The 26554-nt window shown below is 52.0% G+C and carries 28 protein-coding genes; 2 read left to right on the forward strand and 26 right to left on the reverse strand.

The genetic code is table 11. The features are described 5' to 3' along the window. From tuf to DWX59_RS04810, 14 genes are all read right to left on the reverse strand, one after another. The gene (tuf, locus tag DWX59_RS04745) at positions 1-1194 is read right to left on the reverse strand and encodes an elongation factor Tu (protein ID WP_117556550.1); all 1194 of its coding nucleotides are present in this window, start codon (positions 1192-1194) and stop codon (positions 1-3) included. A 109-nt stretch (positions 1195-1303) separates the two neighbouring features. Beyond that, complete coding sequence (fusA, locus tag DWX59_RS04750; protein ID WP_117556552.1) at positions 1304-3421, reverse strand: elongation factor G; 2118 nt, start codon at positions 3419-3421, stop codon at positions 1304-1306. 48 nt (positions 3422-3469) lie between these two features. Beyond that, on the reverse strand, positions 3470-3940 hold the full coding sequence (gene rpsG / locus DWX59_RS04755) for a 30S ribosomal protein S7 (RefSeq protein ID WP_002568226.1): 471 nt from the start codon (positions 3938-3940) through the stop codon (positions 3470-3472). 313 nt (positions 3941-4253) lie between these two features. After that, positions 4254-4673, reverse strand: a complete 420-nt coding sequence (gene rpsL / locus DWX59_RS04760) for a 30S ribosomal protein S12 (RefSeq protein ID WP_117556554.1) — start codon at positions 4671-4673, stop codon at positions 4254-4256. A 157-nt stretch (positions 4674-4830) separates the two neighbouring features. Next, complete coding sequence (locus DWX59_RS04765) at positions 4831-6039, reverse strand: DUF401 family protein (RefSeq protein ID WP_117557255.1); 1209 nt, start codon at positions 6037-6039, stop codon at positions 4831-4833. A gap of 177 nt (positions 6040-6216) precedes the next feature. Continuing rightward, complete coding sequence (locus DWX59_RS04770; RefSeq protein WP_166460164.1) at positions 6217-7125, reverse strand: sugar phosphate isomerase/epimerase family protein; 909 nt, start codon at positions 7123-7125, stop codon at positions 6217-6219. Positions 7126-7182: 57 nt separating this feature from the next. After that, complete coding sequence (locus DWX59_RS04775; protein ID WP_117556558.1) at positions 7183-7581, reverse strand: cupin domain-containing protein; 399 nt, start codon at positions 7579-7581, stop codon at positions 7183-7185. Positions 7582-7591: 10 nt separating this feature from the next. Continuing rightward, positions 7592-8983, reverse strand: a complete 1392-nt coding sequence (locus DWX59_RS04780) for an ABC transporter substrate-binding protein (protein WP_227115864.1) — start codon at positions 8981-8983, stop codon at positions 7592-7594. A gap of 114 nt (positions 8984-9097) precedes the next feature. Beyond that, on the reverse strand, positions 9098-9925 hold the full coding sequence (locus DWX59_RS04785) for a carbohydrate ABC transporter permease (RefSeq protein WP_117556560.1): 828 nt from the start codon (positions 9923-9925) through the stop codon (positions 9098-9100). Between the two features lie 16 nt (positions 9926-9941). Continuing rightward, a complete protein-coding gene (locus DWX59_RS04790; RefSeq protein WP_117556562.1) occupies positions 9942-10826 on the reverse strand; it encodes a carbohydrate ABC transporter permease in 885 nt (294 codons plus the stop codon). A 37-nt stretch (positions 10827-10863) separates the two neighbouring features. After that, positions 10864-11796, reverse strand: coding sequence for a transketolase family protein (locus DWX59_RS04795; RefSeq protein WP_117556564.1), 933 nt, complete (start codon positions 11794-11796; stop codon positions 10864-10866). A gap of 2 nt (positions 11797-11798) precedes the next feature. Then, on the reverse strand, positions 11799-12617 hold the full coding sequence (locus DWX59_RS04800; protein ID WP_117556566.1) for a transketolase: 819 nt from the start codon (positions 12615-12617) through the stop codon (positions 11799-11801). Positions 12618-12636: 19 nt separating this feature from the next. Beyond that, on the reverse strand, positions 12637-13296 hold the full coding sequence (fsa, locus tag DWX59_RS04805; RefSeq protein ID WP_008719743.1) for a fructose-6-phosphate aldolase: 660 nt from the start codon (positions 13294-13296) through the stop codon (positions 12637-12639). Positions 13297-13907: 611 nt separating this feature from the next. Then, entirely contained in the window at positions 13908-14183 is a 276-nt protein-coding gene (locus DWX59_RS04810) for a helix-turn-helix domain-containing protein (protein WP_117556568.1), read from the reverse strand. Positions 14184-14310: 127 nt separating this feature from the next. Between DWX59_RS04810 and DWX59_RS04815 the strand changes: the two genes are divergently transcribed. Next, on the forward strand, positions 14311-14640 hold the full coding sequence (locus tag DWX59_RS04815; protein WP_117556570.1) for a helix-turn-helix domain-containing protein: 330 nt from the start codon (positions 14311-14313) through the stop codon (positions 14638-14640). 381 nt (positions 14641-15021) lie between these two features. Further along, positions 15022-15351, forward strand: a complete 330-nt coding sequence (locus DWX59_RS04820) for a helix-turn-helix domain-containing protein (protein WP_117556572.1) — start codon at positions 15022-15024, stop codon at positions 15349-15351. 66 nt (positions 15352-15417) lie between these two features. On the opposite strand, the gene DWX59_RS04825 is transcribed toward DWX59_RS04820, so the two are convergent. From DWX59_RS04825 to DWX59_RS29200, 12 genes are all read right to left on the reverse strand, one after another. Further along, positions 15418-16380 (reverse strand): uroporphyrinogen decarboxylase family protein, encoded by a 963-nt coding sequence (locus tag DWX59_RS04825; protein ID WP_166460165.1) that lies wholly within the window; start codon positions 16378-16380, stop codon positions 15418-15420. A 79-nt stretch (positions 16381-16459) separates the two neighbouring features. Further along, complete coding sequence (locus tag DWX59_RS04830) at positions 16460-17452, reverse strand: Gfo/Idh/MocA family protein (protein WP_117556576.1); 993 nt, start codon at positions 17450-17452, stop codon at positions 16460-16462. Between the two features lie 9 nt (positions 17453-17461). Beyond that, positions 17462-18433, reverse strand: coding sequence for an aldo/keto reductase (locus DWX59_RS04835; RefSeq protein ID WP_117556578.1), 972 nt, complete (start codon positions 18431-18433; stop codon positions 17462-17464). 83 nt (positions 18434-18516) lie between these two features. Beyond that, positions 18517-19236: an ABC transporter ATP-binding protein gene (locus tag DWX59_RS04840; RefSeq protein ID WP_117556580.1), complete on the reverse strand. Its 720-nt coding sequence runs from the start codon at positions 19234-19236 to the stop codon at positions 18517-18519. Further along, a complete protein-coding gene (locus DWX59_RS04845) occupies positions 19229-20002 on the reverse strand; it encodes an ABC transporter ATP-binding protein (protein WP_117556582.1) in 774 nt (257 codons plus the stop codon). The genes DWX59_RS04840 and DWX59_RS04845 overlap by 8 nt, the downstream gene beginning before the upstream one ends. Then, positions 19999-21027 carry a branched-chain amino acid ABC transporter permease gene (locus DWX59_RS04850; protein ID WP_117556584.1) on the reverse strand — a complete coding sequence of 343 codons (1029 nt, stop codon included), beginning with the start codon at positions 21025-21027 and terminating at the stop codon, positions 19999-20001. Before DWX59_RS04850 ends, DWX59_RS04845 begins: the two co-directional genes overlap by 4 nt. A 1-nt stretch (position 21028) precedes the next feature. Continuing rightward, the gene (locus tag DWX59_RS04855) at positions 21029-21904 is read right to left on the reverse strand and encodes a branched-chain amino acid ABC transporter permease (protein ID WP_025485551.1); all 876 of its coding nucleotides are present in this window, start codon (positions 21902-21904) and stop codon (positions 21029-21031) included. Between the two features lie 62 nt (positions 21905-21966). After that, positions 21967-23199 (reverse strand): ABC transporter substrate-binding protein, encoded by a 1233-nt coding sequence (locus DWX59_RS04860; RefSeq protein WP_165640694.1) that lies wholly within the window; start codon positions 23197-23199, stop codon positions 21967-21969. Continuing rightward, on the reverse strand, positions 23183-24001 hold the full coding sequence (locus tag DWX59_RS04865; protein ID WP_117556588.1) for a triose-phosphate isomerase family protein: 819 nt from the start codon (positions 23999-24001) through the stop codon (positions 23183-23185). The genes DWX59_RS04860 and DWX59_RS04865 overlap by 17 nt, the downstream gene beginning before the upstream one ends. 28 nt (positions 24002-24029) lie before the next feature. Beyond that, the gene (locus tag DWX59_RS04870) at positions 24030-24491 is read right to left on the reverse strand and encodes an RpiB/LacA/LacB family sugar-phosphate isomerase (protein WP_117556590.1); all 462 of its coding nucleotides are present in this window, start codon (positions 24489-24491) and stop codon (positions 24030-24032) included. A 52-nt stretch (positions 24492-24543) separates the two neighbouring features. Then, complete coding sequence (gene dhaL, locus DWX59_RS29195) at positions 24544-25191, reverse strand: dihydroxyacetone kinase subunit DhaL (RefSeq protein ID WP_227115859.1); 648 nt, start codon at positions 25189-25191, stop codon at positions 24544-24546. 4 nt (positions 25192-25195) lie between these two features. Continuing rightward, complete coding sequence (locus tag DWX59_RS29200; RefSeq protein ID WP_227115858.1) at positions 25196-26200, reverse strand: dihydroxyacetone kinase subunit DhaK; 1005 nt, start codon at positions 26198-26200, stop codon at positions 25196-25198. Positions 26201-26554 lie beyond the last annotated feature (354 nt).

Raw genomic sequence — 26554 nt, forward strand, 5'->3', positions numbered from 1 at the left:
TTATTCGATAACGCTTACAACCCTGCCGGAACCAACAGTCCTTCCGCCTTCACGGATAGCGAAACGAAGACCCTGCTCCATAGCTACTGGATGAATCAGCTCTACGGTCATCTCTACGTTATCGCCAGGCATACACATCTCAATACCTGCAGGCAGTTCGCAAACGCCTGTTACGTCAGTTGTCCTGAAGTAGAACTGAGGACGGTAGTTGTTGAAGAAAGGTGTATGACGGCCACCCTCGTCTTTGGTCAGAACGTAAACCTGAGCGGTAAACTTCTTGTGGCACTTAACGGAACCTGGCTTACACAGACACTGTCCTCTTTCGATTTCAGTTCTCTGGATACCACGCAGCAGAGCGCCGATGTTGTCACCAGCCTGAGCCTCGTCAAGCAGCTTACGGAACATCTCGATACCGGTGATAACAGTCTTGCGGATGTCCTCATGGATACCGATGATTTCAACTTCATCACTGAGGTGAAGGGTACCACGCTCAACCCTACCGGTAGCAACAGTACCACGGCCGGTAATGGTGAATACGTCCTCAACTGGCATCAGGAAAGGCTTGTCAGTCTCACGCACTGGATCTGGAACCCACTCGTCAACAGCACTCATAAGCTCAAGGATCTTATCGCCCCACTCGCTGGAAGGATCTTCCAGAGCCTTCAGTGCAGAACCCTGGATGATTGGTGTATCATCGCCTGGGAACTCATATTCATTTAACAGTTCACGGATTTCCATATCTACTAATTCAAGCAGCTCTGGATCGTCAACCATATCACACTTGTTCATGAAAACAACGATATAAGGAACGCCTACCTGACGGGAAAGCAGGATATGCTCTCTTGTCTGAGCCATAACACCATCGGTAGCAGCTACAACCAGGATAGCGCCGTCCATCTGGGCAGCACCAGTAATCATGTTCTTAACATAGTCAGCATGTCCTGGGCAGTCAACGTGTGCATAGTGTCTCTTCTCGGTCTCATACTCAACGTGAGCAGTAGAGATGGTGATACCACGCTCTCTCTCTTCTGGAGCCTTATCGATATTCTCGAAAGCAACAGCCTCGCCGGTACCTAATCTCTCATGAAGAGTCTTTGTGATTGCTGCGGTTAAAGTTGTTTTACCATGGTCAACGTGTCCGATGGTACCAATGTTACAATGAGGTTTGTTTCTTTCAAACTTAGCTTTAGCCATTTTATAACGTCCTCCTTAATTTGCGCCCTGTATAATGGGCTATTATAGTTAATGTCAGGCTATCAATCATTATATTCTATTTTCCTTGGATTTACAAGCCTTTTGTTAATTATTTCTTGTGGTCGGAAAGCACCTTTTCCTGTACATTCTTGGGAACCGGCTCGTACTTATCAAAGAACATTGAGTAGTTTCCGCGGCCCTGGGTCCTGGAACGCAGGTCTGTTGAATAACCGAACATTTCTGACAGCGGGACGTATGCCCTTACCATTTTTCCGCCGCCGATATCTTCCATACCTTCGATACGTCCACGACGGGAATTGATGTCACCGATGACATCGCCCATGTAGTCTTCCGGCATGGTTACTTCTACCTTCATGATCGGCTCAAGCAGGATTGGGTTGCCCTTGTGCATTGCATCCTTGAATGCCATGGAACCGGCAATGTGGAATGCCATTTCAGATGAGTCAACCTCATGGTAAGAACCATCGTATACATCAGCGTGGACGCCCAGTACCGGGAATCCGCCAAGGATACCGGTCTTGCATGCTTCTGCGATACCTTCTCCAACAGCCGGGATGTATTCCTTCGGAATGGCGCCGCCGACAACGGAAGAAGTAAACTTGAAGGTTTCCTCTGCGTTTGCTTCCATTGGCGTGAAGTGAACCTTACAGTGACCGTACTGTCCACGTCCGCCGGACTGCTTCGCATACTTGCTGTCAACATCCACAGCCTTGGTAAATGTTTCCTTATATGCAACCTGAGGAGCACCTACGTTGGCCTCTACGTTAAATTCACGCAGCAGACGGTCAACAATGATGTCCAGATGAAGCTCACCCATACCGGAGATAATGGTCTGGCCAGTCTCTTCATCGGTGCGTACACGGAAGGTCGGGTCTTCCTCAGCCAGCTTAACCAGAGCGTCGCCCATCTTATCCTGGCTTGCCTTGGTCTTGGGCTCGATTGCGATGTCGATAACCGGCTCTGGGAATTCCATGGACTCCAGGATAACCGGGTTCTTCTCATCACAGATGGTATCGCCTGTGGATGTCACCTTAAATCCAACAGCTGCCGCGATATCACCGGCATAAACCTTATCCAGTTCGTTTCTCTTGTTGGCATGCATCTGAAGGATACGTCCAACACGCTCCTTCTTGCCCTTTGTGGCATTCAGTACATAAGAACCGGAGTTCAGGCTTCCTGAATACACGCGGAAGAATGCAAGCTTACCAACGAACGGGTCTGTCATGATCTTGAATGCAAGGGCTGCAAAGGGCTCTTCATCCGATGAATGACGCTCAACCTCATTGCCATCCAGGTCAACACCCTTGATGGAAGGAATGTCTAATGGAGAAGGCATGAACTCGATAACCGCATCCAGCAGCTTCTGGACTCCCTTGTTCCTGTAAGCAGTACCGCAGCATACCGGAATCGCGGCACACTGACAGGTAGCTGTCCTCAGCGCCTTTTTCAGCTCCTCGTTGCTGGGCTCCTCGCCCTCAAGGTAAGCCATCATTAAATCGTCATCCAGCTCGCAGATTTTCTCCACTAACTCGGAACGGTATAATTCAGCATCATCCTTCATATCCTCAGGGATATCAACAACAGATATATCATCGCCCTTATCATCATTATAGATGTAGGCTTTCATTTCAAACAGGTCAATGATTCCTTTGAAATCATCTTCCTTGCCGATTGGCAGCTGAATGCAGATTGCATTCTTGCCAAGTCTGGTCTTAATCTGGTCCACAGCGCCGTAGAAGTTCGCACCCAGGATGTCCATCTTATTGATGAAGGCCATACGGGGTACGTTGTAGGTATCAGCCTGGCGCCATACGTTCTCAGACTGGGGCTCTACACCGCCCTTTGCACAAAATACGCCAACAGCGCCATCAAGTACACGCAGGGAACGCTCAACCTCAACAGTGAAGTCAACGTGTCCTGGAGTATCAATGATGTTGATACGATGCTCTAATGCACCTGGCTTTGGCTTGCAGTTTTCCTGCAGGGTCCAGTGACAAGTGGTAGCAGCGGAAGTAATGGTGATACCTCTCTCCTGCTCCTGAGCCATCCAGTCCATGGTAGCAGTACCCTCGTGGGTATCGCCAATTTTATAGTTTACACCAGTGTAATAAAGGATACGCTCAGTCGTTGTGGTCTTACCAGCATCGATATGGGCCATGATTCCGATATTCCTGGTTCTCTCCAATGGATATTCTCTTCCAGCCAAGGGATTTTCCTCCTTAAATAATCAAACAGGTCTCGCACACGACCGCAATTAGAAGCGGAAGTGTGAAAACGCCTTGTTTGCTTCTGCCATCTTGTGCATGTCTTCTTTCTTCTTTACAGATGCGCCGGTGTTGTTGGCAGCGTCCATAATCTCGTTTGCCAGTCTGTCCTTCTGGGTCTTCTCGCCTCTCTTGCGGGAGTACAGGGTAATCCAGCGAAGAGCCAGTGTCTGTCTCCTCTCAGGCCGAACCTCAATCGGTACCTGATAGGTAGCTCCACCGATACGTTTTGCCTTAACTTCCAGAACAGGCATGATGTTGTTCATTGCTTCTTCAAATACTTCCATAGCGTCCTTGCCGGTTGTCTCAGCAACACGGTCGAAAGCGCCATATACAATTTTCTGCGCAACACCCTTTTTACCATCTAACATAATGTTGTTGATTAACTTGGTAACAACCTTGTTATTGTAAATCGGGTCTGCCAGAACGTCTCTTTTCTGAGTATGTCCTTTACGTGGCACGTTACTTCCCTCCTTAATAGAGCTGTCCGGACCTGCCGTGCAAATCCATTCCAGCGTTTCATTAGATCATAGGTACTCGCATTGAGTGCTTAGCGAGGTCTTTTCGAGCTTAGCAATCAAGCGCGCCTGCGAAACGAGCGCGTCTTTTGCGCGACATTGAGCATGGTGCCCCAGCTCATTGTACTTCCTCATAAAGCCTTCCCGCCAGCTAATACGTTCATGCACGGTACTACAATATATAATCCTGCAACCCACAGGTCAATATCATCATTCCGGCACAATTCCTACAATTCAAATTTGCGGTCTAACTGAATTATTTCTTGTCTTTCGGTCTCTTAGCGCCGTATTTGGAACGGGCCTGCCTTCTGTTGGCAACACCTGCTGTATCCAGTGTACCTCTAACGATATGGTACCTGGTACCTGGCAGATCCTTTACCCTGCCTCCACGGATAAGAACAACACTATGCTCCTGAAGGTTGTGACCCTCTCCTGGAATGTAGCTTGTAACCTCGATGCCGTTGGAAAGACGGACTCTGGCAATCTTCCTCAGTGCTGAGTTAGGCTTCTTAGGGGTAGCAGTCTTAACTGCGGTGCACACGCCGCGCTTCTGTGGTGCGGATGCGTCGGTTGCCTTCTTCTGTAAGGAGTTGTAACCCCTCTGCAGAGCGGGTGCAGTAGACTTCTTTTCGCTGGTCTGTCTTCCCTTTCTCACTAACTGGTTAATTGTTGGCATTCTTTTCACCTCCTGTGATATTGTCTGCGGTTGCTGTATGTCAGCTTTTTGCGCACAAAAACATTACGTGTTCAAGCACGCCATATTATTATATACATGTAAAAATATTCTGTCAAGGAATTTCTTTTTATATTCCTGAAATATTCCCAAATTTTCCTTAAAATACGCCCAGCGCCGCGGTATACACAAGGGTGACTGCAAAAAACAGCAGTATCATGGGTATGTTCCGTTTCACCAGGTCGCCCATATTTACCTTAAAACACTCTGCCGCAATAAACAGGCATACATGGGTGGGGCTTATCTGCATGGCCGCATAAGCGGAACTCATGAGCAGCACCAGCAACGGCACGCCGCCCTCCGGCATGGCCGCCATGGCCATGGGCATGCACAGGGGAATGATTGCATTGGAACCGCTGATGATGGTCCCAAAAAAGAAAATCAGCGCAAACACCAGGGGCATCGGAATGGGCAGGCTGCCAAAAAAGGCGGGCAGTTCATGAATCACCCCGGTGGATGTGATGATGTCCTTGAACATCATGATCAGCACGGTATTAAAAATAATGACAGGTTCAAAGGCAGTCCCGAACATGGGCTTGATTTCCCACGGCTTCAGCCTGTCCACAAACATGTTCAGTACAGCCACCAGAGGCGTGGCTATGTAGACCGGTATGTCAAATGCAATGATCAGCGCCACAATCAGTATGATGGACCACAGGCTGCGCAGCAGCATTTTAGCAGCCGCCTTCCTGCCGCCTTCCGAAACCATCCCGGTAGGTTTTGGCACCTTGCGCAGGAAGAAAAGATAACCGATAAAAAACAGCGCTGCCACCAATGGGAGCATGGCCACCACAAACTCCCCGGCCCCTATCCCGGACACGGCCAGGGCAACCAGGATGGAGGAGTAGGTGGGCAGGAAGCACTCCGGTATATGCCGGTAAAAGCTGGTAACTGCGGTCATATCCTCATTGCTCAGGTAATCCTCGCAGGAGGACCGCACAATCTCCGCACATATGGTCATGGCCCCGGCCGAGGGCAGCAGGCCGATGACAGCGGGGGCGGCCGAGGCATTAATCCTCCGGTTGTTGAATAAACCGTTCAGGGATTCCTCTGCCTGCTTCAGCCTGCTCCTGCGTTCCAGCATCCGCTGGAGAAACGTGATGAAATAAAAACTCAGCACAACCGTAATGGTGTCCTTGCTGACCATGGATTTCCCCATGATCAAAAGGGCATCCTGCAGCCGGATGCCGTACAGCAGCACTGCCCCTGCCAGCCCGCCGGAAATAGCCAAAAAAAGAGGCCGTTTCATCCAAAGGATTGCGATGATGACCAGAAAGACAAGACAGAGTTTCAGTATCAGAATGTTCATTTTAAATCTCCCATACCCATTATTTATCTGCCGCCCCATAAAGGCGGGGGCGCCGGTCCGCGTATCCGCGCCGGAAAGCGCCGATATCCACAGCCTCCTTATCCCCCGGATCGGACGCAAAGCGGCTGTCATGATTCCCATTCTATCATGACAGCCGTCTTTTCCACAACCTCTTTTTTATTTACCGTCAGCGGCCCAAAAGCCTCTTATGAAGCCTGCCCCTGTGCGGATCATGTCAGCGAATCCCTCAGGGTCCGCCTGCCTGCTTAAATCCCTCCACACACAGATCTTGCTGGAAATAGGAAGCCCCTGTACCAGGAAGGGTTCCATTGTAATCATCCCTTCATATCCAATGTCCCTCAGGGTACCGAAAAATCCTTCCCAGTCCATATGGCTCTTTCCGGTTCCCGGAACCCTTCGGTTGGCTTCCCCAATATGGATTTCTCCTATTTTATCATGCATGTGGGCATGACGTATGGCTTCCCCCATATCATCCTCTTCTATATTCATATGGAATGAATCCAGCAGCACCTTGCAGAAACCGCTCTCCGTCTCCTCTGCCATCCTCACCCCTTCCTCTGCCGTGTTCAGCAGATAATGCTCATACCGGTTCACCACCTCCAGGCTCAGGGTCACCTGGTAATCCCCGGCTGTCCTTAATATTTCCTTTAATGAATTGACACTGTGTTCCCAGGCCTGTTTCTTATGGTCCGCAGTAAAAATACTGCCCGGGGCCGGAAGCATTTTCCATGCCCCATAGACAACTCCGGACCAGCTGGTAATGTCCATGCGGCTCAGTCCTTCGATGATCCGCTTTGCCAGTTCAATCCCTCTCCTCCTCACAGCAGGGTCATCTGAAGCAATGTCAGTCTCCGGGCCAAATCCGCCATTGGCCGACAATCCAAGGCCCAGTCCCAAGGCCTTTTGCCGGATTCTTTCCCTTTGCCCCGGGTCAAGCCCTTCCATGGCAGCGGCCGATACCTCGAGATAATCCACGCCGGATCCTGCCGACGCCTCCAGGACCTGGTCCATGGATTCACAGCCAGATCCAATCCAATAACAATTGTGTATTCCCACCTTCCACATACGCAAGCCTCCTCCCGCCCCGGGGGTCATATTATGTATATAGCCCCCGGATATGACTTATGGTATCAGACTCCGCAGTTCCCCGGCTTCCCCGGCTCCCAGATGATATATATCGCTGTTGGACATGCCCGTCCCCGGGTCTTCAATCAGCACCATCCTGGTTCCCGGGACCGTAATGGTATTATGCCACAGCCCCTGCGGGATATTGTATACCTTTCCCATCTCCATGGAAACAGCGCCAAACTTCATTTTTCCGTCCATCTCTTCTGCATATACAAGGGTGCACGCCCCTGAAATCAGAACGAACAGTTCATCTGTTTCATTGTGGCGTTCCAGCTCATTAAAAAGGGATTTGTCATTGGCCGGCTTGTAGTTTTTGATTCCCACGGTCCACTGCCCATTCTCATAGACCCGGCGCATGCCTTCGCCGGTATATTCAAAGGATTGTATTTTCATCCTGCCCTCCTTACTGTCCGTTCAGGGACTGGTTCATAATCTTAAGCGCATCCTCCGGGGCAACCTGCCCCAGCAGCGCCTGCTGGTTGGTATTGGACCATACACTGTTGATAAACTCCGTTACCGTGTCAGTGGGCGGCAGCACGCCTGCTATGGGTATGCTTTGGGAGGAAACCGCCTGGAACGGGTTGGCTGCGTACTCAGGGGTAGAGGTTATGTTGTCCGTCCCCAGGCTTTTGCCTGTGCCTTTAAACCATTTGCTTCCGCCATCGCCTGTAATCATATATTCGATGAACGCAAAGGCTGCTTCCTTGTCCTTGCACTGCTCATATACCACCAGCTCCGTGTCCCCGGTGCAGGTCCACTGCCCTTTTTCCGTGCCGGGCATCACAAAGGCATCCACATCATCCCCGAATGTTTCCAGCCATATGCTGCTGGAGCCCACGTGATGAAGCATCATGGCGGTCAGGCCGGTCTTGAACCCGTCCACCAGTTCCGCATAACCTGCGTTGGGGGCGGATTCAGGCGCCCATCCGTTTTCATAAATGCCAAGATAGGCCTTATAGGCTTCTACGGCCTCAGGCGCTGTCAGGTCGCTCCAGTCCGCCCCGTAGGCATACAGGAAGCTTCCCAGATGTTCCTGTCCCCCGTTGGCGCCCCTCAGGCCATATCCGTACACATCGGTCTGGCCGTCCCCGTCCGTGTCCATGGTACACTTTTCAATGCACTCCAGCCACTGGTCAAAGGTTTCGGGGACACTGACCCCGGCCTTTTCAAAGTAAGACGGCCTGTAATACACATACAATGGCTCCAGGGTCCAGGGCATGACGTTAAGCTGCCCATTCCCCGTGCTCTCCCTCATGATATCCCAAACAGAGTCACTGATCTGGCCCGCCTTGTCCCAATTTTCCACATAGGATGACATGTCGGCCAGCAGCTGGTTGGCAGCGTACATTTTCCCGGCCGACAGCTTGAAGGTGGACACATCCGGGCCGCCTCCGCCCATGACAGCCGTAAAGGTATCCTCGCTGAAGCCCCCGCCGTTCCAAGGATATTCCTCTGCCTTTACCGTAATCCCCCTGCCGTTGTCCCTGTTAAAATCCTCCACAATGCCCTGAATCAGGTCTGACTGTTCCGTGTTGTCGGCCCAATACCAGAACATCAGCTCCACCTCCCTGGCTGCTGCCCCATCCGTGCCTCCGGCAGGGCTGCCTGTCTGGGCGCCTGTCCCTTCGGCGTCCGCATCCTGGGAACTGACGGCCTCCCCGGCCCCAGGACTTCCTGCTCCTCCTGCAGCGCCTCCGCCGGGACTTCCCGCGCCGCTGCCAGAACCGCCTGAGCATGCTGCCAGCATCAGGGCTGCCGCTGTTGCTGCGGCGAATATGGTTAATCTTTTCTTCATAAAATTCTCCTCCTTACTGTCTTTCGTCTTATACTGTCTTTCTATATTCCAAAACACCGGATTATCCTGAGGCATGCAGGGAGGACACACTCCCCCTGCATCCCCGGACCTTCCCTAACCCTTCACAGCCCCGGCGGTCAGCCCTTCCACCAGCCTCTTCTGTGCAAAGAAGAACATGACGCACACAGGAAGGATGGCAACCATGCCGCCAGCACACAGCATATCCCACTCCACCCCCAGCTGTCCGATCAGGCTGTTGAGGGCCACTGGTATGGTCCTTGTCTGGGGGTTGGTAAACATGGAGGACAGCGTGTATTCATTCCATGCCTGCATGAATATGTAGACCCCCGCCGCAATGAGGCACTGCTTCATGATTGGAAGGAATACATGGAAAAACGCGGTCAGCCGGCTGCACCCGTCCACCAGGGCCGCCTCCTCCAGGGAAAACGGGAAATCCCTGATGAATCCCTGAAGCAGCCAGATGGTGAATGGAATCGTAAAGGTTGTATAGGAAAGCACCAGGGCGCCCGGCGTGTACAAAAGCCCAATCTGCCGCATGATGGAATAAAGGGGTATCATCAGCAGCACGGTCGGAAACATATTGTTGGACAGGAAAATGCACATCAGCAGCTTCCTTCCCCGAAACTGGTACCTGGAAAATGCATAGGCAGCCAGGAGGGACACGCTCAATGAAAGGATCATGGTAATCACCGCCACCATCAGGCTGTTCTTCATGTAACGGAGAAAGTTAAAATATCCGAACAGCTTTTTATAGGTTGTCCAGACGACTTCCTTTGGCCAGTAAACCAGGGGGCTGGCATAAATTTCCGCATCTGTCTTCACCGACGTGACAAACATCCAATAAAATGGAAACAGTAAAAACACCAGGAACAATAGGACAAGTATCCATACTAAGACGGAACGTTTCCGGTTATGGTTCATCTGCACTCCTCCCTTCCTAATCATCAATCTGGCGGAAGGTATACCTTAAGTAGGGAACCGATACGGCCAGAAGTATGATTGTCATGATTACTGCCAGGGCGGAAGCGTATCCCAGGTTCAGGACCCTGGCTTTCTGATACACATAGATGCCAATGGTCTGGGTAGCGTAAGCCGGCCCTCCCGCCGTCATGTTCTGTATGATGTCAATGGAATTGGCAACCCAGATGACCCGCAGCAGCAGCGTTACATATATGGTATTCCGTATGGACGGGATGGTGATGTAAAACAGCTTCTGGAAAAAACGGGCCCCGTCAATGTCAGCCGCCTCGTACATTTCCGTGGAAACGCCCTGGAGCGCAGCCAGGAGCATCAGGGCAAAAAACGGAACTCCCTGCCACACAACAGAGAAAATGGCTGCGGGCAGCGCAGTATCCACCCTGGACAGATAGGCAATTCCCCTGGCAAGGAATCCCATCCGTTTCAGAAGGTCGTTGATGACCCCATAATCCCCGTCATACAGCCACCGCCAGATAAGTCCGATGAGGACGCCGGGCGTGACCCATGGAACCATGGCCGCTGCCCGGACAATCCCGCGGAACCGGAACCTGGCGTTCAGCACCAGGGCCAGCACGAACCCCAGAAGGAACTGAAACCCCACGCCAAATATGACCCACAGGATGGTCCTGCATAATGAAGGCCAGAACTGGGCATCCGCTGTCAGCAGGTCGGCATAATTCTGAAGCCCCACCCAGGCCGTACGGTCCGGATAGCGCAGGTCGTGGTATTTAAGGCTGGTGATTACAGCTTCAATCACAGGTATGAACACCACGCAGATAACCACGGTCAGCGCTGGCGTTATGAGCAGGTAGGGCCATATCCAGGAGTATTTCTTTACATTCATCGGGTATATGCCTCCTTTCTCCGGCCGTCTGGCAGTATCATAATAAGCCCTTCACTTTCATGACCGTATCCTCGGCAGTCATATGGTAATACCGCATCAGGTCCGCCGCGTCCCCGGACTGGCCAAAGGTATCGTCCATGCCGATGAAGGCCATCGGCACCGGGCATGTTTCAGAGAGGGCTGCCGCCACGGCGGAGCCAAGGCCGCCCACAACGATTCCTTCCTCCATCACAACCGCCTTTCCAGTCTTTTGGACGGACTTTGTGATGATTTCCCTGTCCAGGGGCTTAATGGTGGCAATGTTGATGATTTCAGCGGAAATACCTTCCTGTAAAAGGATATCCGCCGCCTTCACGGCCACGTCCAGCAGGCAGCCCGTGGCTACCAGGGTCACGTCCCCGCCTTCCCGCACAACGGTTCCCCTGCCGATTTGAAACCGGTAGGTTTCCCTGTCAAATACAACAGGAACCGGATTCCTGCCAAGGCGCACATAGACCGGCCCGTCGTATTCCACCATGGCCTTCACGGCAGCTTCCATCTCAACCGCATCCCCTGGGTTGAGCACCACCATGTTGGGAATGGCCGACATGATGGCAAGGTCCTCTATGGCCTGATGGGTGGCGCCGTCCTTGCCCACCTGTACCCCGCCGTGGCTGCCGCAGATTTTCACGTTCAGCCTGGGGTAGGCCACTGAGTTGCGTATCTGTTCAAAGGCGCGCCCCGCTGCAAATACGGCAAATGTACATGCAAAGGGAATCCTTCCTGTCATGGACAGTCCCGCGGCCGTGTCAATCAGATCCCCCTCTGCAATCCCCACATCAAAAAAGCGCTCCGGATATGCTTCCTTAAACCTTACGCTCATGGTCGCCTTGGCCAGGTCCGCATCCAGCACAACAATATCCTTGTTCTCCCCGCCGCAGGCAATCAATGCGTTGCCAAAGGCGTCCCTTGTTGCTATCAATTCTCCCATGGTCAATTCCCCTCCAATTCTTTCAGTGCCAGCTCCACCTGTTCTTTGGTGGGGGCTGTCCCATGCCATCCGGCCTGGTTCTCCATGAATGAGACACCCTTGCCTTTTACCGTGTTCATGATGATGCAGGTGGGCAGGCCCTGTGTCTTTTTGGCTTCCTCAACAGCGTTCAGGATTTCTTCCATATCATGACCGTCAATGGTCATGGTACGCCAGCCAAATGCCTGGAACTTCTCCTCAATCCTGCCATTGCCGATGACTTCCTCAATGGTGCCGTCAATCTGGAGGTGGTTGTAATCCACGAATCCGATTACATGGTCCAGTCCGTAGTGTGCGCCTGTCATGGCTGCTTCCCAGACCTGGCCCTCTTCAATCTCCCCATCCCCCAGCAGGCAGTACACATAGTAGTCCTTATGGTTCAGCCTGCCGCCCAGGGCAATGCCGTTGGCAATGGACAGTCCCTGGCCCAGGGATCCGGTGGAAACATCCACCCCCGGCGTCTTGCCGGAATAAGGATGGCCCTGGAGCATGGAACCCAGTTCCCGCAGATGGTCCAGTTCCTCCACCGGGAAATACCCCTTTAACGCCAACGCCGCGTACAGCGCAGGGCACGCATGTCCCTTGGAAAGCACAAAACGGTCCCTGTCCTCCCACTGGGGATTCCCCGGGTCGATGTCCATGATATCAAAATACAAAGCCGCAATCAGGTCCGCACAGGACAGGGAGCCGCCGGGGTGTCCGGAGCGGGCCTGTCCAATGGAACGGATGATCAGTTTCCTGATTTCTTTTGCTTTTGTCTGCAATTCTCCTATATTGCCCATGATTTTTCCCTTTCTTTCATTATAGGATTTTCTTGTCGCCCATTGCCTTTTTCCAGTCGCTCATAAAGCCGTCCAGACTCACGTCCGTCATGGGGTGCCAGAACAATTTCTTCATGCACTCATAGGGAATGGTGGCAATATCAGCCCCTGCCTTGGCAGCACCCACAACATAGGCCGGGGTACGCATGCTGGCCGCTATGATCTCCGTCTTTATATTATGGATGCGGTAAATCAGGGATATCTCAGCCAGCATCCCCAGTCCGTCCATCAACACATCATCGGACCTGCCTACAAAGGGACTTACATAGGTGGCGCCTGCCTTGGCCGCAACCAGGGCCTGGGCAGAGTCATAGACCGTTGTCACATTGGTCCTTATTCCCTTTGCCGACAAAGCCCTCACTGCCTTGATTCCCTCCGGCGTCATGGGGATTTTTACCACCATGTTACGGTGCCAGCCCGCAATCTCCAGGCCCTCTTTAATCATGGTTTCCGCATCCAGTGCCAGCACTTCCCCGCTGATCGGGCCGTCCACCATGTTGCAGATCCGGATCAGGGTTTCTTTTAAGTCCTTCCCCTCCCTTGCAATGATGGAAGGATTGGTGGTAACCCCGTCCACGATCCCGTAGGCAGACATTTCCTCAATCTCTTCCAGGTTGGCGGTGTCGATAAAAAATTTCATACTGTTTTCCTCCTTTGTCTGATGTGTATGTTAACAGCGGTGTGACGCTGTGTAACTGTGTGGTTTGGTTGTGTGGTTTGGTATTGCCTTTTGGAAGTCCCAACATACGGCCTGGTTTTCTTTTTTACTGTCCCTTAACCGAAGTGCCGGACCAGCCACCGTTCGAATGTATCATCCAGCCCTTTTTATAGAATATTTGTACATTCCATCCACTTTCCTCCTTTTTATGTGCAAACTTTTGTGATTCTTCTCCTCTAATTACACTCGTTATAGTTAGTTTGTTTTTATGTTTTTGTAAAAGGTATCTTACCTTTCATCCGTCATAAACCGTTATGTTCCAGCTATCGGTCAGCGCTGTACGCATAATATGCCGCCCCAAAGACAACATATCCTCATCAAACGCACCTTCGGGTTATGCGGGCTATAAAGACAGCCCTTAGGTCCGGGGCTATGGGTGCATATATCTTCCAACCGCAGGAATTCCACTGTAGGAAAAAGAACTCCCATCAAGTAATCTATGGCAGTTCTCCCTTCACGTTCCATAAAGCCGTTAAAAATCCATTATGGATACCTTCTATTCACAGCCATCTTACATGAGAATCATAAGGGGTTCAGGGTATCCCCCTTTCTCTTTGTTTTATAAAAGGCTCCATTGTAATCATCCCCCCATAGCGGAGCTGCTTAACCCCCTCTCTCCTATGTCCTACCAGATAGTCCAGTGAACAGCCAAAGAGATCTGCCAGACATTCCATTTCATAAAGGGTGAACTCACACTTTCCATAAAGCTTATAAATCAATGTGTTCAAAGGAAGTCCCAGAATGGCTGCAAGCTGATGGACCGTAAAGCCACCCCGTTCCATCTCAATACGGATATTCGGATAAATCATGTGGTTCCTCCTTTTATATATTAACTTTTGTTAGCATATAGTTTTATTATACTCGCTTTAGATAGTTTGTCAATAAAAGATTGACGCATCTCCTCTCAAATGTTAATATCGTTCTGGAGGTAAGAATATGGAATTTAATGAAAGTCTGAAACGGTTATTGATAGAAAAAAACATGAAACAGGCAGACCTGTGCCGCCTGGCCCACATCCAGACATCCCTTATGTCCGAGTATATCAATGGCAAAAAAAGCCCCACCATCGGCAATGCCATCCAGATTGCTGATGCCCTGGACATATCCCTGGACGTCCTGGCTGGCAGGGAAGAACGGGTCCGCTACTCAGAATCTGTACCTAACGTCTATGTATCGCAGTTAAATGATTGTATGAATGGATTATCTGAAAATGAATGTACATTTGTAATGGATGTCATACGCGCAATGAGGGAAGATTTGAGGTAGTTCACAGAATAAAAAGCAAGGGATGCAGTCTCTTCGGCTACGTCCCCTCTGCCTTAAATCCCCTGCATATCTTTTCTTATACTCAGATATCAGTGAGTAATACAGGTAATGGTATTCTTGACTGGTTAGTTATCCATGTCTCTGTAAATCAGCAGACAGCAGCCAATCCCTGCTCCAAACAGCCAGTCTTCTGGAACCGCCAATTCCTCAGGCCCCAACTAATGTACATTCCATTCATATTACTCAGGAAGATGCCTTTTCCTCCTATAGCATTATCATTTGCGAGTCATGTACACCATTTTTACTATCTTTTATCAGTTTGTCAATAAAATATTGACTGCGGCACACACAAATGCTAATATCTTCCTGGAGGTAGGAAACATGGGATTTAATGAGAATTTAAGATTGTTATTGATACAGAAAGAAATGAAGCAGGCAGACCTGTGCCGCATGACCGGCATACAGACCTCCCTTATGTCCGAATACATAAGCGGCAAGAAAAGCCCCACCATCAGAAACGCCATTCTCATTGCTGATGCTTTCGATATCTCCCTGGACACCCTTGTGGGAAGGGAAGAACGGGTCCGCTATTCAAGACGCGCCGATCATGCATATGGGATACAGCTGAACGAATCCATGGACGGATTGTCGGAAAAGGAATATACCTTTGTGCTGGATGTGATAAAGGCCATGCGCCAGCACCTTAAGTAGGAAAGAGCCAGGCGCATTAACTGCGCCTGGCCTTTGTATACACAAACTTCATTATATTAAATGTAATCATCCCATGGACTCCAGGGCTTCCCGCACCCATATAAGATGCTTCCAGTCAATGGAGAACGGCAGCGAACAGTCCGCGGCCACCACCAGCCCTTCCCGGCCTGCATCCTCAACAATCTTTTTGGCAGCAGCCTTAATCTCCTCCTCACTCCCCATATTCAGGATTCCCTGGGCCGTATTGGCAAAACCGCCCACCACGCAGCGGTTTCCAAACAGCCTCTTACCTTCTGACAGAGGAACCCCTTCCACATTAACAGCCCAGTTAACCGCCTTTGACTTATATCCGGTCCACTGGTCCACATGGTTGTGCCTTCCCTCATAACCGCATACATGTAAAATGGAGCAGTCATTGATGGCATTGGCAGCCTCCAGCACCTGCCGGTCCGCCTCCCCAAAATACTTCTCATGTTCCTCGTCGCTGATAAGATCCACATTCTGGTTCTGCACGCAGTAGTAAATGCCGTCCATACCGCCGTCCTCCATCAAAGCCCGCACCAGGTTCACGGTGCCCTCGCTTATCCGCTTCATGGCATCCCCCATTTTCACCGGATTTTCCCGGAACGCAGCCATGAACACCTCCTCACCGTGCAGTATGCGGAACAGCATGGAAGGCGAGAACACATTATAGATATAAACCGTCTCATCACGCAGCTGTGAAATACGCCGCGCGCTTTTCACATGTGCCTGGATCCAGGGATGTTCCCGGTCCAGGGCCTCAATCCCCGCAAAATCCTCCACGGACTTAAAGTGGACCAGCCCGTCACTTGGATATCTGAACAGCCCATCGCACATGACCTTCACAAAATCCGGCTGCACTTCATTGATATAACGCCGGTGCCCCTCATATAACGCGTCCAGTATGCCCGGATCCTCCATTGCATCAACCTTGTCTTCATTTTTCACAAAATGGAACCAAAAGGAAAACGGTACACGGTCAACCGGCTGCCCGTTAAAAGCAGCCATAATACGTTCGCGGTGATTCATCATAGCCCTTCTTTCTTCAAATTATATGGTAATCCAATGATTTACATTTCCCTGTAATCTAAATCTCGATATAGCGCCCTTCCCGGTTGGAACGGTAAACCGCGTCCACAACCTCCATGACCCGCAGCCCGTCCCTGGCGGATACAGGCGGCGGCCCGCCATTAAGGATGCATTGAAAAAACGCCTCATCCACAAGGGTTTTCTCCACCTCCCTCTGGCTGGGCACATCCGGCAGGCAGAAGTATTCCGTCTGGCCGTCCGCCAGTTCCACGCAGACCGGCGCCTTCTGGCCGTATAAGGTAATGCTGCCTTTGGTGCCAAATATCCGGGTGGTGCGGTCATTGCCGTTATAACTGACACGGCTGGCCGTCAGACTGGCAATCACGCCGTTTTCATACTGGAGGATTGCCATGGCGGTGTCGTCCCCGCTGGTCACGTAGCGGCTGCGCCCCTGTGCGTCAACCCGAGTCAGACGCGCCGTCACACCGCTCACAGAGGATGAGAGCAGGTAATGCATCAAATCAATCCGGTGGCTCAGTACCTCGCTTGCCGCATTGTAATCTTCCGGACAGGCATCATCCATGGGCAGATCCAGTCCCAGGCAGCTGCGCACATTCAGCACTATGCCAATCACACCTGCATCCAGTAATTCCCTGGCCTTTATGTGGGGTCCGTAATAACGCTGGTTATGGGAAACCATCAGTTTGGCTTCTGCATTATCCGAAGCCTCCAGCATGAGCGCTGCCTCCCCGGCCGTAACACTCATTGGCTTTTCACACAGGACATGTTTCCCAGCAGCCAGGGCAGCCAGCGTATACCTGCAGTGGGTAGATGCCGGGGTACAGATGATAACTGCGTCCACGCAGCTGTCCGCCCAGATTTCATCCAGACATGTATAGGCTTTACAGCCCAATTCACCGGCATCCTTCCTGCTGTGTTCCAGGCTGCGGTTATAGATTCCGTGAAGGACCGCCAGACCCGACCGCCTTATATTAGGAATATGCCTGGTATGGGCAATATTCCCGCTTCCGATTATAACTGTGCGTATCATAAAATGCCCCTACTTCTTTTGTTTGGACACAGAGCTGGACAAATCGCTTTTGCCCTCGTCCCTCAGCTGCGCCCGGTACAGTTCATACCACTCTTCCCTGGTCAGCTCCACATCGATGCCCGTGCATATATCCTTCAGCCTCTGTGCATTGGTGGTACCGATAAGGGGCTGGATTTTCGCAGGATGGCGCAGGATCCAGGCAATGGCAATGGCTGATTTGGAAACCTGTCTTTCATCCGCCAGACGCCCGGCCACCTGGTTCAGCTCAGGATACTGTTCATTTTCCATAAAAGGTCCGCCGTAAAAGCCGAACTGGAAAGGGCTCCATGCCTGGATGGTCATTTTATGGATGCGGCTGTAGGTAAGGACATCCCCATTGGTATCCGCCAGGGCATGGGGCTGCATGCGCAGGGGCTGGGACGCGTCCACCAGGTCGGGATGCGCCACGGAAAACTGGAGCTGGTTCATGATAAGGGGCTGCTGCACACAGGTTTTCAGCAGTTCCACCTGCATGGGCTTGTGGTTGGAAACGCCGAAGTACCGCACTTTCCCGGTGGAGTGGAGATAATCAAATGCCTCTGCCACTTCCTCCGGTTCCACCAGGGTATCCGGGTGGTGGAGCAGGAACATATCCAGATAATCCGTGCCCAGACGTTTTAAGCTTGCCTCTGCGGACTTGATGATATGCTCCTTTGACTGGTCGTTATAGAGGGTCTGCACCTGGTCGCGGATAAGGGTGCACTTGGACTGGATCTGAATCCGTTCCCTGACGGAAGGCGTCTTCAAATCCAGTATTTCCCCAAAAATCTCCTCACTTTTCCCAAACCCGTAAACATCCGCATGGTCAAACAGGCGGATACCCAGGTCCAGGGCCTGATGGACCACCTTCCTGGCATCCTCCAGGGGTACACGGCAGATGCGCATACATCCCAGTGCTGCTGCCGAGGATTCCACCATGCCGCCAATCATAATATGTTTCATAAATGCTCCTCTCCTTGGCCGTATCTGAACCTTCTCATTTACGCCATTTTACTTTAACATATATTATACCACATCTGCCTCAATCAGGAATGGGCATTTCCCAGGTAGGCCCTCTTTACCTCTTCATTGCTGCGCAGTTCCTTGGCCGGCCCGTGGAGCGTGATCCTGCCTGTCTCCAGCACATATCCGTAATCAGCTACCTTAAGCGCCATGTTGGCGTTCTGCTCTATCAGCAGGATGGTCACGCCCTGCCGGTTGATATCGCGGATCAGGTCAAAAATCAGCTGTACCAGATTGGGCGCCAGGCCCAGGGAAGGCTCGTCCAGCAGCAGAAGCTTTGGATTGCCCATCAGGGACCGGCCGATTGCCAGCATCTGCTGTTCACCGCCGGACAAGGTGCCTGCCTGCTGCTTCAGGCGTTCCTTGAGCCTGGGGAATAGCTGGCAGACCCGTTCATAGCCGTCGCTAACCAGCTTTTTCTGGTTCCTGACCGGAAATGCACCCAGCCGCAGGTTCTCCTCCACCGTAAGGGAGGGGAACACCTCCCGGCCTTCCGGGGAAAGGCTGACGCCCCTTTTCACAATCTTGTGCGGCCCCATATTGGCAATATTTTCACCGTTCAGTTCAATAACAGAGCCTTCCGCCACCTTTAATATCCCTGTGGCGGAAAGGACCGTGGTGCTTTTTCCCGCCCCATTAGACCCTACCAGGGTTACGATTTTTCCTTCCGGCACATCCAGGTCAATGCCTTTCAGGGCATGGATGGCCCCATAATATGTATTCAGGTTCCGTATTCTAAGCATCCTCATCCTCCTCCTGGCCAAGATAGGCTTCAATGACCCTGGGATTGGCGGCAATCTCCTTTGGCAGGCCGGAAGCTATAAGCTTGCCGTAATCCAGCACATAAATGCGGTCCGAGATATTCATGACCACGTTCATATCGTGCTCAATCATCAGGATGGTATATCCCTGGTCCCGCAGCTCTTTTATGAAATCCAGCAGGTCCCCGGATTCCTGCGGGTTCATGCCTGCCGCAGGCTCATCCAGAAGCAGTACCGAGGTATCCGTGGCAATGGCGCGGGCAATCTCCAGCCGGCGCTGGAGGCCGTAGGGCAGGTTCTGGGCATAGTCATCGGCATAATCCGCCAGACCGATGGATTCCAGGATGTCCATGGCCTTCTGGGTGCTTTCCCGTTCAGCCCTGCGGTATCTGGCCGTCTTAAACACCAGGTCGGGAAATGAATACCGGATATTGATACTGCCGCCTATAAGGACATTTTCAATGACACGCATTTCCTTAAACAGCCTGATATTCTGGAAGGTACGGGCAATACCCGCCCCCACGATGGTCTGGGGCCTGTTATTCTGGATTGGTTTTCCCTTAAATATGATTTCCCCTGATGTCACCTGGTAGACACCGGTCAGCATATTGAACAGCGTTGTTTTGCCCGCCCCATTGGGCCCGATGATGCTGATGATTTCCCCCTGTTCCACGTGGAGGGAAACGTCATTGACAGCCACAAGGCCCTTAAACTTTTTAGTCACGTTTTTCATTTCAAGAAGACTCATACCGTGTCACCGCCTGGACTAGATTTGTGTTTAAAGGTTACGCCCTTTGGAAATCGGTAGGGCCGGTCGGATAAGCTGCCCAAGAGGCCCTGGGAGCGGAAACGCATCATGACGAGAAGTATGAGCCCGTATACCACAAACCGGTATAATGCAAATGACCGCAATACTTCGGGGAATGCCACTAATAGCACCGCTCCGAGGATCTGCCCCTTGATACTGCCCATGCCGCCCAGAATACAGATGCAGACAATGAGCATCGAAGTGTCAAAGTTAAATGTGTTAGGGTCAATGTAACGGTTCATTGCGGCAAAGGTTGCGCCCGCAAGCCCTGCCAGTCCCCCTGCGATGGCAAAAGCCGTTACTTTATAGCGTTCCACGCTGACTCCCATGAGAACGGTGGCCAGCTCATCGTTTTTGATTGCCCGCAGGGTCCGTCCCAGCTTCGAATTGTCAATGGCCGCGCAGAATGCAATGGAAAGGATGAGGAAGGACAGCACCAGCAGGTACAGGCCGCCATTGGCCGTTGTCAGCTCATACCCCATGACGCTGGGACGCGGGATCTGCTGGATGCCAAAGGCCCCATTGGTCACATCCTCCCAGCTGAGCAGGACCATCCGGACAACCTCTGCAAAACCCATGGTGGTGATGGCCAGATAAGAACCGGAAAGCCTCATGGTGGTCAGACCCAGCAGCATGCCAAGAACCACGGAGAACAGGACGCCGATGATTGCTGAGCTAAAAAAGCCCATGCCGTACCGGGTGCCCATGATGGCCGATGCATAGGCGCCGATGGAATAAAATGCAGCATGTCCCATGGACAGCATGCCGGTCAGCCCAAGTATGATATTCAGGCTCAGCGCCAGTATGGCATACAGGCCAATCATAATCAGCACGCGGTACATGTACTGGTTTACGTCAAGGAAATAAAGGGCCGCCAGCGCCATGACCAGCGCCAGATGGACGGGCTTGTCATATTTCCAGTAAAGCTCCTTCAGATTGCGGAATATATTTTTCATGGTATCCATTCTACACCTTCACCGTCACTTTCTTACCAAAAACCCCGTTGGGGCGGATGATCAAAACCAGGAACAGGATGATGAACGCGGTGGCGTCCCTGTAGGCCCCGCCCAGATAGGTAACGGCAAGGGCCTCCGCAACCCCCACCACCAGTCCTCCCACCACGGCCCCATGGAGCACGCCGATACCGCCAAGTACAGCTGCGGCAAAGGCCTTCAGAGCAATCTGGACACCCATTGTGGGATAAACAGTGTTGTAGTAGCCTGCAACCAAAAACGCTGCAAGGGCCGCTGAAATCCCTGAAAGGGCAAAGGTAAAGGTTATGACATTGCGCACATTGACGCCCACCAGCTGCGCCGCACGCACATTCTGTTCCGTCCCCCGCATGGAAAGCCCTATGCTTGTCCGGTAAATCAAGAGGGTAAATACAGACAGCATCACAAGGGATACAAGCGCAATCACCACCTGTGTGGAATTCAGCCGGATACCGGCCACATTCCACACCCCGAAATCAAATATCTTGGGAAATGGTTTGCGTTCGCTTCCAAACGCAATCATCAGAAGATTCTGGACGATATAGGAAAATCCCACCGTACTGATAAGCGCCGCAATGCTGGGCGTGTTTTTTTCCCTCAGGGGTGCCAGCACGATCCGGTCAAAGCCCACATTAATGATGGCGGTCAGGACGCACGACAGGATTAGGGCGGGTCCCCATCCCCATTCCAGCGTCACGAACAGCAGGGCCACATGGGCGCCCAGCGCATATACGGCGCCATGGGACATATTGACCAGACGTAAAATCCCGAATACAAGGGAATACCCCACGGCAATCAATGCATAAATCATGCCAAGAGACAACCCGTTAATAAGCTGCTGAAATAACATGTACTTACCCCCAGTCAATTCATTAAAAAAACAATCCGGTTTCCCTTACCGTGAAGCTTCCCTTACAGAGAAGCAACAAACTCATCCCACGGCAGGATTGCCATGTCTGTCAGTTCCACGAACTTGCCGCCGCTCACTTCAAATACCAGCAGGTTCTTCTGCGCATCGCCAATCCCGTTAAAGGTGATGTGTCCTGTGATGGCGTCATAATCCGTATCATACAGCGCATCCTTGATGGCTGAACGCTCAGCGCTGCCCGCCCGCTCAATGGCCTGGGCAATCATGTTCACATTCTCATAGGTCTGCACCGCCATGTTGTCCGGGTCGTGCCCTGTCTTCTCATTGAACTGCTGCACAAACTTCTGGGCTGCAGGGTCAGGATTCTCAGGATTAAAGCCGGCACACATGCGCACGCCTTCCACCGCGCTTCCCCCAAGGTTAATCAGCTCCGTGGAATAGGCGGAACCAACCGAGAACATTTTAATATCAGGATTTAAGGTGCGGTACTGGTTCGCAAACGGAGCAAAGGTGGCGTACATAGTCAGCACGAAAACCGTGTCGCAGTCCTGTTCCATGAACTTGGTGATATTGGCGGAGAACTCCTCGGTTCCATCCATGACCTCTTCCTGGAGCACGATCTCAAAGTCCACTTTGCCCTTTACCTGCTCATAGGCAGTTTCCATGGCCTGCAGCGCGCCCTGCCCCCAGTCGTTTTTCAGTACCAGCACGCCTACCCGTTTGCTGCCGCTGTTCTGGCATATCTGGAGGACCGTCTCAACCTCCTGTGAAATCAGTACATTGTTGCGGAAAATATATTCACCCATGCCGGAATAGTCGGGATGTGACGCGGACGCGGATAACAGCGGTATCCCTGCGTCCATATATGTATTGGCAGCCGTCATGGCAACGCCTGATGAAAAATGTCCCAGGACCGCTGCAATGGAATCATCCGAAGCAATCATCTCCGCAATGGCGCCTACCTCCTCCTGGCTGTTCTTGTCATCAAACTGCAGCAGTTCCATGGGCGCGCCGTCTAAAAGACCGCCGCTGCTGTTGATTTCATCCACCGCAATCTCGCAGGCAGCGTAGAAGTTCTGGCCGTATTCCGCGTAATCGCCTGTCATGGGACCGGAAAATGCAATCTTAATCGGGGTCTTTCCGGAATCAGCCGCGGTTTCGCCCGGCGCGTCCGCATTCCTGCTCACAGCCGGTGCATCTGTGGTTTTGCCGCCGCAGGCGCCTAGGGCGCTTGCCATCATCAGGACTGACAGGACAATACTAATCTTTTTTTTCATATAATTTTCCTCCATTTTTCTTTATCGTGCAGATATCCACTAAATCATGGATAATCCTGCTGAAGTTATCCGCGTCCCAGGCGCTCCGGCCGATAAAAAGGCCGTCAACATCCTGGGCCTGGATCAGTTCCCGCGCATTCATGTTGTTGACGCTGCCGCCGTAAAGGATGGGGATCCCATCCCCGGCCTCCCTGCCGTATATCTCCCTCAGCGTCTGCCGGATTACCGTATGCATCTGACCGGCATACCGGACTCCGGCCGGCGTGCCTCTAACGCCGATGGCCCAGACCGGCTCATAGGCAATCCATATACCCCGTGCCTGCTCAGGGGTGGTATCCCTCAGCCCTGCCTTTAACTGGTTCCTCAAAATCTCGTCCTGGATGCCCAGCCCTTTCTGCCCATCCGTCTCCCCCACGCACAGCAGCGGGGTGATATGATGCCGCAGGGCTGCCAGGACCTTCCTGTTCTCAGCCTCATCGTCCTCACCAAATACATGGCGGCGCTCGCTGTGTCCTATACAGACCACCCGTACCCCTGTCTCCTCCAGCATAAGAGGCGACACCTCTCCGGTAAACTGCCCTTCATCCTCCCAGTTCATGTTCTGCGCCCCAAGGGTAATGTCCCAGGCATGGGCGGTTCCTGCCGAGGCGTCCAGGGCCGTATAGGAAGGCATCACGAACAGTTCCAGCAGGCTTCTGTCAATATCCCTGGTAAGGCTTCCCAACCGGTCTAAAAAGGCAACGGTCTGGCGTATGGTCTTATACATCTTTGTATTTGTACCGATATACAGTTTTTTCTGCATTTGCCGTATCTTCTTTCTAAAGGATTCTTCAGCGGAAATTCGCTGTTTCCAAACTCGTGATTACCTTTATCTTCGGGGTGGAGGGACCGTCGATATAATCCAGCTTCAGCCACTCCCTTAAAATCGTCTTTGCCAGCTCCGGCCCAATGACGCGAGCCCCAAAACAGATGACATTACCGTTATTGCTGAGCACGGAACGCTGGGCGGAAAAAATATCGTGTCCCACCGCTGCCCGGATTCCCTTAAACTTGTTGGCCGTCATACACATGCCGATTCCCGTACCGCAGATCAGCACTCCCCGTTTCTCATAACCGCTGTCAATAATCCTATCGCATACAGCCTTGGCGGTCAGGGCATAGGGCAGCTGGTCCGCCTCGCTTGACACCCCCATATCCTCCACGGCAATGCCCATCTCCTCTATCGAACGCTTTAAGATATCCTTCATAGGCACCGCAGCGTTATCGCAGCCTATGACAACACATCCTGTCATGTCAGTTTCCTCCATTTTGGTTTATCAAGAATTGTTATGTGGATTCCTTTTCCTAAACGCTCCCCTGCTGTTCCACAAACTCCCGCATGGACCGTATGATGATCCAGACCGAGGTGGCCCCCGCGTCCTGGAAGCCCACGGAACGCTCCATCAGGGATTTGGCCCGCCCGTATCTGGCCTGATACTGTTTTGTGTCTTCCACCCCTTGTGCCGCGGCCTTTTCCGCGGCCTGCAGCATGGGCAGCAGTCCCTGGTCCCAGGTCAGGCCCATGGCCCTTACCGCGGGTTCCAGGGCATCCACCATGGTTTTATCCCCCAGCCGGGCCTTACCTCTTTCCTGGATCACGGCAAGGCTTTTCTCCATCATCCGGTACAGGTCCTCTGCCGTAAGTGCAGGAGCCGGCCCTGCGTCCTTTGCACCGCCCAGGAAAAGGCTGCCGAACAGGACGCCGGACGCGCCTCCCATACTCATCAGCATGGTTTTCCCGGCCAGTCCGAATAAGGCGTACGCGTTCCCGCAGTCAGCTGCCGCCGCCACCTTATCCTTTGCCTTCTGCATCCCCAGTGCCATACCGATTCCATGGTCCCCGTCCCCGATGGCGCTGTCCACCTCCGTCAGATACGCCTTGTTCTCAATTATCCTGTCAGCTATGTATAGAATCAGATTACGGACCTTCTGTTCATTCAGCGTGTCCAGCATTGTCTCACCTTTCCTCTCTTGTATAATATGGGCTGTGGCATGGAGCGTCGTAATACCTTTTCAATTCATCATCCACTTTCATGACCGAAATGGAAAATCCTCCCATCTCCATACAGGTACAATAATTATTAATGTCCGCGTCATATACAATGACGCCGTCCGAATCCAGCAGTTCCTTAAGCTTGCGGTAGACAATGCCCATCTCCATGATTGTGGTGGAGCCCAGGCCGTTAACCAGCACGCAGACCTCATCGCCCGGATTTAAGGGCATATCCTTTACCAGGTTCTGGTACATGACCTGGGTCAGCTCATCGGCCGGGCACATCTTGGCCCGTTTGATTCCCGGCTCCCCATGGATTCCCATTCCATATTCAAGTTCATCCTCTGCCAGCTGGAAGGTGGGCTTTTCAGAGCCCGGTATCTGTCCCGGACTGGTGGCGACCCCAATGGTCCGCAACAATGCCCTGGCTTTTTCAGTGACCCGCACCACCTCCTCCAGTCCAAGTCCCTCATCACAGGCAGCCCCTGCAACCTTGATGACGAACACGTTCCCCGCAATGCCCCTTCTGTCCTCCATACGGTCAGAGGGCGCGGAAGCGCAGTCATCCCAGGTCCGCACATGGGCGGTTTGAATGCCTTCATCCTGCAGCATCTCCTCCGCCATGTCAAAGTTCAGGTTGTCTCCCGCATAATTGCCGTAGATGAAAAGGACGCCCCGGCCTCCATTGACAGCCTGGCCCACCTCCATGATGGTTCCCGGGTCCGGGGAAGCAAACACATTGCCGCAGGCAGCCGCGTCAGCCAGTCCCCGGCCCACAAAACCGGCAAACATGGGATCGTGGCCGCTTCCGCCCCCAATCACCAGCCCAACCTGGTTTTTCCTGTGATTTTTATAGAGTATGCCGTTTACGTCGCCAACCTTCTCATAATAACGGTCATAAGCTGCAACAAACCCTTCCATCATCTCCGACACCACATCATCCGCCTGGTTGATAATTTTCTTGGACATTAATCGTTCCTCCTACGAATTTTTGTTCGTTTACAGAATATATTTTGTTACTTTTAATAGATTATGTTTGATTTACACCAATACTAGCACATATTTTTTTTGCGGTCAATGTTTTATTGTTGTTTATTATAAAAATTGTATAGATTATCAAAAAATGCCCGCTTTTATTGTGCATATTATCTACCATTAATTGTGTGTTTGCAATAAATCGAACACCTTTTTTATATTAAGTCCATTTTTTGTTCGTTTTTGTATCAGAGCCTAAAGCATTCAGATTCATCCATGTAAGTTGTCCGTGATGTATCAGAACCAAACCACGGGCTTGACACACACCGGCCTGCACATATGTAACCC

This window comes from Enterocloster aldenensis (assembly GCF_003434055.1).
GTDB lineage: Bacteria > Bacillota > Clostridia > Lachnospirales > Lachnospiraceae > Enterocloster > Enterocloster aldenensis.